This window comes from Amycolatopsis acididurans (assembly GCF_012328925.1).
Taxonomy (GTDB): domain Bacteria; phylum Actinomycetota; class Actinomycetes; order Mycobacteriales; family Pseudonocardiaceae; genus Amycolatopsis_E; species Amycolatopsis_E acididurans.
Window position 1 is genome coordinate 666,852 of the sequence record NZ_JAAXLS010000001.1, and the last position, 9,372, is coordinate 676,223.

At 70.6% G+C, this 9,372-nt stretch carries 10 protein-coding genes; all 10 read left to right on the forward strand.

Features of this window, described 5'->3' with window-relative positions:
* The first annotated feature begins 78 nt into the window (after positions 1-78).
* The 10 genes from HFP15_RS03320 to HFP15_RS03365 all read left to right on the forward strand — a co-directional run bounded on the left by HFP15_RS03320 (position 79) and on the right by HFP15_RS03365 (position 9,214).
* Positions 79-936: a branched-chain amino acid ABC transporter permease gene (locus HFP15_RS03320; RefSeq protein ID WP_168511166.1), complete on the forward strand. Its 858-nt coding sequence runs from the start codon at positions 79-81 to the stop codon at positions 934-936.
* Complete coding sequence (locus HFP15_RS03325) at positions 933-1,970, forward strand: branched-chain amino acid ABC transporter permease (protein WP_168511168.1); 1,038 nt, start codon at positions 933-935, stop codon at positions 1,968-1,970. Before HFP15_RS03320 ends, HFP15_RS03325 begins: the two co-directional genes overlap by 4 nt.
* Positions 1,967-2,668, forward strand: a complete 702-nt coding sequence (locus HFP15_RS03330) for an ABC transporter ATP-binding protein (RefSeq protein ID WP_168511170.1) — start codon at positions 1,967-1,969, stop codon at positions 2,666-2,668. Before HFP15_RS03325 ends, HFP15_RS03330 begins: the two co-directional genes overlap by 4 nt.
* A complete protein-coding gene (locus HFP15_RS03335; protein ID WP_168511172.1) occupies positions 2,665-3,357 on the forward strand; it encodes an ABC transporter ATP-binding protein in 693 nt (230 codons plus the stop codon). The genes HFP15_RS03330 and HFP15_RS03335 overlap by 4 nt, the downstream gene beginning before the upstream one ends.
* Complete coding sequence (locus HFP15_RS03340; RefSeq protein WP_168511174.1) at positions 3,354-4,511, forward strand: CaiB/BaiF CoA transferase family protein; 1,158 nt, start codon at positions 3,354-3,356, stop codon at positions 4,509-4,511. The genes HFP15_RS03335 and HFP15_RS03340 overlap by 4 nt, the downstream gene beginning before the upstream one ends.
* Position 4,512: 1 nt before the next feature.
* Complete coding sequence (locus HFP15_RS03345) at positions 4,513-5,529, forward strand: LLM class flavin-dependent oxidoreductase (protein ID WP_168511176.1); 1,017 nt, start codon at positions 4,513-4,515, stop codon at positions 5,527-5,529.
* Positions 5,529-6,335 (forward strand): enoyl-CoA hydratase/isomerase family protein, encoded by an 807-nt coding sequence (locus HFP15_RS03350; protein WP_168511178.1) that lies wholly within the window; start codon positions 5,529-5,531, stop codon positions 6,333-6,335. The genes HFP15_RS03345 and HFP15_RS03350 overlap by 1 nt, the downstream gene beginning before the upstream one ends.
* 10 nt (positions 6,336-6,345) lie before the next feature.
* A complete protein-coding gene (locus tag HFP15_RS03355; protein WP_312871433.1) occupies positions 6,346-7,170 on the forward strand; it encodes an enoyl-CoA hydratase/isomerase family protein in 825 nt (274 codons plus the stop codon).
* Between the two features lie 98 nt (positions 7,171-7,268).
* Positions 7,269-8,201: a DUF7064 domain-containing protein gene (locus tag HFP15_RS03360; RefSeq protein ID WP_168511180.1), complete on the forward strand. Its 933-nt coding sequence runs from the start codon at positions 7,269-7,271 to the stop codon at positions 8,199-8,201.
* Positions 8,198-9,214, forward strand: coding sequence for a phosphotransferase family protein (locus HFP15_RS03365; protein ID WP_168511182.1), 1,017 nt, complete (start codon positions 8,198-8,200; stop codon positions 9,212-9,214). The genes HFP15_RS03360 and HFP15_RS03365 overlap by 4 nt, the downstream gene beginning before the upstream one ends.
* The last annotated feature ends 158 nt before the right edge of the window (positions 9,215-9,372 follow it).

Genomic DNA, 9,372 nt, shown 5'->3' on the forward strand with positions numbered 1-9,372 from the left:
CATGAGCGACCATCGCGAAGCTCACGCTCGTGCGAGCCGACCGGGTGCGGGTGTCCCGCGAGGCCGGGGAGGGTCGGCGTGAACTTCACTCAGCTGCTCAACGGAGTGGCCTTCGGGTCGCTGCTGATGATCCTGTCCTCCGGGCTGGCGATGATCTACGGCCTGCGCGGGGTCACGAACTTCGCGCACGGCGCGTTGTACATGGCCGGTGCCTACCTGGCCTTCAGCGTGAGCGCGCACTTCTCGTTCTGGCTCGCGCTCGTCGCCGCGCCGCTGGTGCTCGCCGTGCTCGGCGCGGTGCTGGAACTGGTGTTCTTCCGCAGGCTCGAACACCGCTCGCACATCGAAGTCGGGCTCGTGACGTTCGGCATCGCGCTGGTGCTGGAACGGGTGATCGTGCTGATCTGGGGCGAGCGCACCCTCGCGGTGTCCGCCCCGGCCGGGCTCGGCGGGACCACGTCGGTGTTCGGCGTCGCGTATCCGGCCTACCGGCTGCTGATCATCGCGGTGGCCGTGGTGCTGGCGGCCGGGCTGGTGTGGTGGCTGCGCGGCACCACACTCGGCCTGCACATCCGTGCCGCGAGCCGGGACGGTGAGACCTCGTCGATCCTGGGCATCGACAAGGACCGGGTCAGCCTGGTCGTGGTGTGCGTGGGCGCGGCGCTCGCCGGACTGGCCGGGGCACTGGCCGCGCCGTACGTGTCGGTCGATCCCGGTATGGGTGTCGCGATCCTGATCAACGTGCTGATCGTCGTCGTCATCGGCGGCGCGGGCAGCATCGCGGGCGCGATGATCGCGGGGATGGTGCTGGGCATCGTGCAGACCCTCGGCGCGGTGCTCGTTCCCAGCCTGTCCGTGCTGGTGCCCTACATCGCGCTGGTCGCCGTGCTGCTGTGGCGGCCGGCCGGCCTTGCGGGCAAGGGGGTGGCGCGATGAACTCCATGACGGCCACCTCCCCGGTGGCAGAGCACCTCCCGCCGGCCAAGCAGGTCGGGTTGACGCGGAAGCTGTGGCTGTCCGGCGCGGTGGTCGCGATCGTGGTCGCGGTGGCCGGGCTGGCGGTGCCCTATGTCGTGCCCGACAAGTACACGATGGGCCTGCTGCTGGACGGCATCATCCTCGCGCTATTGGCGCTGGGCATCGGGTTCCTGGCGCGGCATCTCGGCCTGATCAGCCTCGGGCACACGGCGTTCTTCGGTGGCGCGGCCTACGCGCTGGCCATCGCGACGCAGCAGTGGGGCTGGGGCATGATGCCCGCGGCGCTGTTCGGGTTCGCGGTCGGCACGGCGCTGGCACTGCTGATGGGCCTGCTCGTGGTGCGCGCGTCCGGCATGGGATTTCTGATGCTGACGCTCGCGCTCGGGCAGGCGCTCTACCAGTTGTGCGTGCAGACCGTCGCCCGCCCCTACACCGGCGCCTACGACGGATTGCAGGTCGCCGCCGGGGGCACGTTCGTCGGCATGACGGGCACGACCGTGATGAACGCCGCCCTGTTCTGGCCGGTGGTATGGGTGGTGCTCGTGGTCGCGGCGCTCGTGCTGTGGTGGCTCGGCCGCGCGCGGTTCGGGGTGGTGCTGGAGGGCATCCGGGAGAACGAGGAGCGCATGCGTTTCTCCGGCTACAACACCTTCCGGCCCCGGCTGTACGCGTTCGTCGTGTCGGGCGCGGTCGCGGCGCTGGGCGGGGTGCTCTTCGCGCTCAACGCCGCCTACGTCTCGCCCGATCTGCTCAGCTTCACCAAGGCGGGGGACTCGCTCATCGCGGCGATCGTCGGCGGGCTCGGCAGTCTCGCCGGACCGGTGCTCGGCGCGCTGGTCTACATCGACGCGCAGGCCGGCTTCAACAGCTCCGGAAACCTGCATCTCTACACCGGAATCGCGCTGGTGCTCGTGCTGGTGTTCCTGCCGGGCGGGCTGACGGGCGGTCTCGGCCGCCTTGCCAGGGCGATCGGAAAGCGGGTGCGGCGATGAGCCTGTTCGAAGCCACCGGCGTCAGCGTGCGTTACGGCGCCGTGCGCGCACTGTCCGATGTGGACATCACGCTCGAGCCAGGGACGCTGCACGGCGTCATCGGCCCCAACGGCGCGGGGAAGTCGACGTTCATCGACGCGTTGTCCGGCCGGGCCCGGTTGTCCTCGGGCACGGTCCGGTACTCCGGCGAGGACATCACCCGCCGCTCGCCCGGCTGGCGGCGGCATCGCGGGATCGCGCGGTCGTTCCAGCGCACGAGCGTGTTCGCGTCGATGACGGTGCGCGCGCAGCTGGAACTGGTGGCGCACCGGCACGCGGCGACGGACCTGTCGCTGATCGTGGACGCGCTCGACCTCGGCCCGGTGCTGGACCGGGTGTGCGCCGAGATCGCCTACGGCACACAGCGATCGGTCGACCTCGCGCTCGCGCTGATCGGCTCGCCGCGCGTGGTGCTGCTGGACGAGCCGTGCGCCGGGCTCGTCGCCGACGAATCGGTGCGGCTGCTCGACCACGTGCGCGAGATCTGCCACGCGCGCGACGTCGCGGCGATCCTGGTCGAACACGACGTGGACGGGGTGTTCCGCGTGTGCGACGCCATCACGGTCCTCAACCTCGGGAAGGTGCTGGCACACGGCGACCCCGCGTCGGTCCGTGCCGATCCCGCCGTCGTCCAGGCCTACCTCGGGAGCGCGGCATGAACGCGGTACTCGAATTCCGGAACGTGCACGCCTCCTACGCGGGGGCGGTGGTGCTGCAGGATGTGTCCTTCCGCATCGAGGAAGGACAGACGGTGGGCCTGGTGGGCCGCAACGGCGCGGGCAAGACGACCGCGCTGATGTCGGTCTACCGGGTGCCCACCGTGACCGGCGAGATCCTCGTCGACGGCACGCCGCTCGGCCGCAAGCGGCACGAGCCCGCGTCGCGTGGCATCAGCCTGGTGCCCCAGGGCAAGCGCATCTTCGGCAACCTCACCGTGGAGGAGAACATCCGGCTCGGCCGCGCGTCCCGCCGGAAAGGACAGTGGACCGTGGACGCCGTGTTCGACCTGTTCCCCAATCTGGCGCGGGGCGCGAAACGGCCGGGCACCGCGCTGTCCGGCGGTGAACAGCAGATGCTGGCGATCGCGCGGGCGCTGATGGCGGAGCCGAAGCTGCTGATGCTGGACGAGCCCACCGAAGGCCTCGCACCCGTGGTGATCGACGAACTGGTGCGGGCGCTCGGCGAGATCCGAGACCGGGGCACCGCGCTGTTGCTCGTGGAGCAGCACGTCGGCATGATCCGCCAGCTCGCCGACAGCTTTCTGGCGCTGCGCAAGGGAGAGCTGGTCGGTGGCGGGCCGGTCGCCGATCTGGAGTCGAGGGCCGTGCAGGAGCTGATCGCGCTGTGAAGTTCACGGGACCGCTCGCGGGGACCAGGGTGGTGGAGATCGGGTCGATCGGGCCCGGTCCTTTCTGCGCCATGCTGCTGGCCGATCTCGGCGCGGACGTCATCCGGGTCGATCGCGCCGCGGGCGCCGGGCTGGTGAGTCCCAACAGCGATTTCCGCACCGAGCTGCTGCATCGCGGGCGCCGGTCGGTCGCCGTGGACCTCAAGCATCCCGACGGCCCCGCGGTCGTGCTGGACCTCGTCGCGCGGGCGGACGTCCTGATCGAGGGCTTCCGGCCGGGCGTGGCGGAACGGCTCGGCATCGGGCCCGAGGTGTGCGCCGAGCGGAACCCGGGGCTCGTCTACGGGCGGATGACCGGATTCGGCCAGGACGGGCCGATGGCGCAGGCTGTCGGGCACGATCTCAACTACGTCGCACTCTCCGGGCTGTTGTCGCTGATCGGACGGCGGGGCCAGCCGCCGACCCCGCCGCTGAGCCTGATCGGCGACTTCGGCGGCGGCGGTCTGCTGCTGGCGTTCGGGCTGCTGGCCGCACTGCTGGAGCGGCAGCGCTCCGGGCGGGGACAGGTCGTGGACGCGGCGATGGCCGAGGGAGCCGCGCTGCTGGGCACGCCGTTCTTCGGCTACCGGCAGACCGGCTCGTGGCACGAACGCGGGGCGAACCTGGTCGACAGTGGCGCCCCGTTCTACGACGCCTACGAAACCGCCGACGGCCGGTGGCTGTCGGTCGCCGCGCTCGAACAACGCTTCTACGACGACCTGGTGGACCTGCTGGAGCTGCCCGCGGACCTGCCCGACCGGGACGACCGCGCGAACTGGCCGGTGCTGAAGAAGGTCTTCGCCGACGCCGTGCGCAGGCGCACCCGGGACGAGTGGGCCGCGCTCGCCGAGGGCCGGAGTCCCTGTGTGGCACCGGTTCTGGAACCCGACGAGGCACCCCGGCATCCGCAGCACGTGGCGCGGCGCGCGTTCACCGAGATCGACGGGCTGACCCAGCCCGCACCCGCACCCAAGTTCAGCCGTACCCCGGCACAGGTCGACGCAGGGCCGCCGCTGCCGGGTGAGCATACGGTCGAGGCGCTGCGGGCGTGGGGCGTGGACGACGACCGGCTGGCGGCCTGGCAGCACGCGGGCGCGATCCGACAGGAGGAATGAGATGTACGGACTGACCGTCTTCAGCTCGGGCGCGGGACCCGAGCGGTTCCGCCGGACCGCGGAGATCGCGGCGAGAGCGGAGGAAGCCGGTTTCGAGGCGGTGTGGACCGGGGAGCTGTACAACCGGTCCGCGACCGTGCCGTTGGCCGTACTCGCCGGCGCGACCCGCCGTGTCAAGCTCGGCACCAACATCGCCTACGGCGTGGGCCGGACCCCGCTGGTGTGGGCGGCGGAGGCACGCGACCTCGACGAGCTGTCCGACGGGCGGCTGATTCTCGGGCTGGGCAACGGCACCCCGCGCATGATGCAGGACTGGCACGGCGTCAGCGGCGAGGCACCCGCGGCGCGGATGGAGGAGCTGGTCACCGTCCTGCGCAAGCTGTGGAAGCTGCACGAGGGCCCGGTCGAGCACGAGGGCCGTTTCTACCGGGTCCAGCTGCGCCCGACCTCGGACACGCCGCCGCCGGTGCAGCAGCGGCTGCCCATCTGGACCGCCGGGGTCAACAAGCTGATGCTGCGCGTCGCGGGCCGCGTCTCGGACGGTCTCGTCGGGCATCCGATGTTCACCTCGCGCTATATCGAGGAGGTCGTGCGGCCCGAGCTGGGCGTCGGCCTGGCGGCATCGGGCCGCGAACCGGCCGACGTGAAGCTCATGGGAATTCTGATGTGCGCCGTCGAGGACGACGAGGAGGCCGCGCGACGCCGGCTCGCCTATGCGGTCGCGCAGTACGCGGCTTCCCGCGTCTACGACCGGCTTTTCGCGCTGCACGGCTGGTCCGGGGCGCAGGCGAAGATCCGCGAGGCCGCGCGCGCACGCGACGAGGAGGCCATGACCGCCGCCGTGCCGGACGAGGTGATCGATGCGATCGGTGTCGCCTGCCGCCCCGGTGAGCTCAAAGACCGCGTCGCGGCGCACGCCCGCGACTACGACCACCTGAACCTGGTGTGCGTGCCCTGGGGACTGAAACCGGAACAAGCCGAGGACGCGACGATCGCGATCCTGGAGGGGATGCGTTGATGGAGGACCTGAAACTGGAGACGATCGCGGTGGAGCGGCCCGCCGAGGGCGTCGTGGTGGCGACGCTCGACCGGCCGGACCGCTACAACTCGATGACCGTCACGATGTTCCGCGAGCTCGAACAGCTCGCCTTCGCGCTCGGTGACGACGACGAGGCCCGCGTGCTGATCCTCACCGGGGCGGGCAAGGCGTTCTGCGCCGGGTACGACCTCGACGACGCCGACGAGCTCGCGAACCTGACCGTGCTGGGCATGCTCGAACGCCAGGAGCACGCGGCCCGGGGCCTGCAGGCGATCCGGTCGCTGCGCATTCCGGTCATCGCCGCGGTGAACGGTGCCGCCGCGGGTGGCGGGTTGTCGCTCGCGCTGGCCGCCGACATCCGCCTCGCCGCGCGGTCGGCCAAGTTCAACGCCGCGTTCGTCCGCATCGGACTGTCCGCGGGCGACCTCGGCGCCTCCTGGCTGCTGCCGCGCATCATCGGTCCCGCGCTCGCGTCGGAGATCGCCTACACCGGGCGGTTCGTGTTCGCCGACGAGGCCGAGCGGATCGGGCTGGCCAACAAGACCGTGGACGACGACGCCCTGCTGGGCGAGGCGGTGGCGATGGCGAAGCTGATCTGCGCGAACTCGCCCGGCGGCGTGCAGCTGTCCAAACGCGCGCTGCAGGCGAACATGGAGATCACGTCCTACGCCGCGGCGCTGGAGCTGGAGAACCGCGGCCAGGCGCTGCTGACCCGCGGTTCGGACATGCCCGAGGCGCTGGCCGCGTTCAAGGAGAAGCGCGCCCCGAAGTTCACCGGAAGCTAGGAGGCCGATCGTGCTCGACTTCGAACCCCCGAAGCTGGAAACCCTCGCCTTCGAAGAGCCCGAGGACGGGGTGCTGCTGCTGAAGATCAACCGGCCGGACCGGATGAACTCGATGACCGTGCCGATGTTCGGGGAGATCCGTGCCGCCGCGCTGGCGGCCCGCGATTCCGGCGCCCGCGCGATGATCCTCACCGGGGCGGGAGACCGTGCGTTCTGCGCAGGCTTCGACCTGGACGAGATCGACGTCATCACGCGGATGGGTGTGCGCGAGTTCCTGCACTTCCAGGAGCTGGCCACCGGTGGGCTCGCGGCGATCCGGGAGCTGCCGTTCCCGGTGATCGCCGCCGTGCACGGTGCCGCGGCAGGCGGCGGGATGTCGCTGGCGCTGGCCGCGGACATCCGGCTCGCCGCGCCCACCGCGAAGTTCAACGCCGCCTTCGTGAAAGTGGGTTTGTCGGCGGGGGAGCTGGGCACCTCGTGGCAGCTGACCAGGCTCGTCGGGCCGGGCCGTGCCGCCGAGATCGCGTACACCGCGAGGATCGTCGGCGCCGAGGAGGCCGAACGGATCGGCCTGGTCAACCGGGTGGTGCCGAGCGAGAAACTGCTCGACGAGGCCCTGGAGACGACCCGGCAGATCGCGGGCAACTCGCCGGGTGGCGTGAAGCTGTCGAAGCGCGCGCTGCAACGCAACCAGGAGATCGCGTCCTACGCGGGCGCGCTCGAACTGGAGAACCGCGGGCAGGCGCTGCTGACCCGCAGCGAGGACATGAGCGAGGCGCTGGCCGCGTTCAAGGACAAGCGGGCGCCGCAGTTTGCCAGGACGATCGAGAAGTAGGCAGAACCGACCAGCCGGCGGCCGGCCTGCATTCGGTTGATAGCCGTGACTGTCGGTCGGCCTGGCAAAGAAGACACAGTACGGGGAGGTAGTCGCAAATGGTGACTTTGGGAGACGTCGATCCGGGCTTCGGGCCCCGCGACGATCTGCGGCACTGGCCCGCCGAGGGCGGCCGGATGAGGGACAGCTGGTTCTGGGAAATGATCATGCCGGACGAGCAGCTCGGCATGCAGGTCTACCTGTACCTGACCAACCGCGGCAAGACCGGCTACAACGTGTCGGTCTGGGGACCGGGTGAGGAGCCGGTCGCGCTCAAGCTCGCGCAGGGCACCGTGGGCGACGAGATGGACGCGGACAACTTCCACTTCGAGGGCCTGACGGTCAAACAGCCGGAACTGCGCCGCACCGCGGAGGTGAGCTACACCAGCGAGGACGTGAAGCTGGAGTTCAACTTCACCGCACTGCACGACGCGTTCAGCTACAAGTCCAATCCGGACGGTCTGCCGGCGTGGTTCGCGGAGAACCGGCTCGAACAGACCGGGCACGTCACCGGGTTCCTGGAGGTCGGCGGGCGCCGCATCGCCTGGGACCGCAAGGGCCACCGCGACCATTCGTGGGGCGTGCGCGACTGGGGCGTGCCGCACCACTGGAAGTGGTTCATCGCCTACACCGAATCCGGGCGCGCGGTCAACGGCTGGATCTGGATCGCGCGCGGCGAGTGGGGCTTCGCCGGGTACGTGGTGAAGGACGGGGTGACCGTCCCGGTGTCGCACATCAAGCACCACGCCGAATACGACGACACCATGGTCCAGCGGCGGCTGGAGGCCGCCGTCGTCGACATCACCGGTGAGACCACGCATGTGGTGCTGGAGTCCTACGGCGCGGTGAAGTTGCCGACGCGCGACCCGATGGGCACCGTGATCACCGAGGCCGCGTGCCGGGCGAGCATCGACGGCGAAGAAGGCGCCGCGCAGTTCGAGACGCACTGGCCAGGGCAGTACCTGCAACACCTGATCGAGAGTGGACTGTGAGCTGGGACTGGAATGACGAGCAACGCGCCGGGCTGGCACGGTTCCTCGCCGAACGAGGAGTCTGTACCGGCCCGGTGGCCACCCGGCCGATCGGCGACGGGCACTCGAACCTGACGTTCCTGGTCGACGACGGCTCGCGGAAGGTGGTGGTCCGCAGGCCGCCACCGCCGCCGGTGCCGCCGGGCGCGCACGACATGCTGCGCGAGGCCAAGCTGATCGGTGCCCTGGCCGGGACGGACGTGCCGGTCGCCGACGTCCTCGCGGTCGGACAGGCCGGTGAGGTGCTGGACGTCCCGTTCTATGTGATGAGTTACGTCGAGGGTCCGGTCATCACCGGCCGGACCCCGCCGGCGTTGAGCACGCCCGAGGACCGCCGGCGCATCGGCGAGTCCCTTGTGGACACGTTGGCCGCGCTGCACGCCGTGGACTGGCGGGCACGCGGGCTGGCCGGCATGGGGCGGCCGGAAGGGTTCAACGGACGGCACTTCCGGCGGATGGGCAAACTGATCGCCGACTCCGAGGGCAGGCCGCCGGCCGAGTTCGCGGAGATCGACGCCTGGCTCGCGGCACACGTGCCGCCCGAGTCGGGCGAGGCGATCGTGCACAACGACTACCGGCTCGGCAACGTCATCGTCGGCCCCGACTCGCCGGGCCGGATCCTGGCCGTGCTGGACTGGGAGCTGGCCACGATCGGGGACCCGCTGTTCGACGTCGGCTACTTCCTGGCCTCGTATCCGGTCGCCGGGGAGCCGATGACGCCGACGGAGGAACTCGGCGCGGCGGCATTGGAGCAGGGCTACCCGACCCGGGACGAGCTCGCGGCCCGATACGCGACGGCGACCGGCCGTGATCTGTCCGGTTTGGACTGGTACACCGTGCTGGCGCTCTGGAAACTCGCGGTGCTGTACGAGTACGGCCGCCGCCGCGCGGTCGAGGGCGTCGGGGACGAGTACTACGCCGAGGCCTCGCTGGTGAAGTCCTTTTTGGAGGCGGCCCAGCGCGCGGCTTCCTGACGACGGGCACGAGAAGAGCCCCCAGGTGAATCTTGGGTTCTAGGAGTCGTCGCAACACCCCAGCGCAAGGGGTGCGATGGATTTCGAGATCCGCAAGGACCGCAGGCCGCAGGGGCGCAACAAGCTCCACAAGGAGCGGGCTGCCTATCTTGATCTTG

What these genes read in the sequence shown, in the direction of transcription:
- HFP15_RS03325 (WP_168511168.1), top strand. Translation starts at nt 933, where the DNA reads ATGAACTCCATGACGGCCACCTCCCCGGTGGCAGAGCACCTCCCGCCG.
- HFP15_RS03330 (WP_168511170.1), top strand. Translation starts at nt 1,967, where the DNA reads ATGAGCCTGTTCGAAGCCACCGGCGTCAGCGTGCGTTACGGCGCCGTG.
- HFP15_RS03350 (WP_168511178.1), top strand. Translation starts at nt 5,529, where the DNA reads ATGGAGGACCTGAAACTGGAGACGATCGCGGTGGAGCGGCCCGCCGAG.
- HFP15_RS03335 (WP_168511172.1), top strand. Translation starts at nt 2,665, where the DNA reads ATGAACGCGGTACTCGAATTCCGGAACGTGCACGCCTCCTACGCGGGG.
- HFP15_RS03360 (WP_168511180.1), top strand. Translation starts at nt 7,269, where the DNA reads ATGGTGACTTTGGGAGACGTCGATCCGGGCTTCGGGCCCCGCGACGAT.
- HFP15_RS03345 (WP_168511176.1), top strand. Translation starts at nt 4,513, where the DNA reads ATGTACGGACTGACCGTCTTCAGCTCGGGCGCGGGACCCGAGCGGTTC.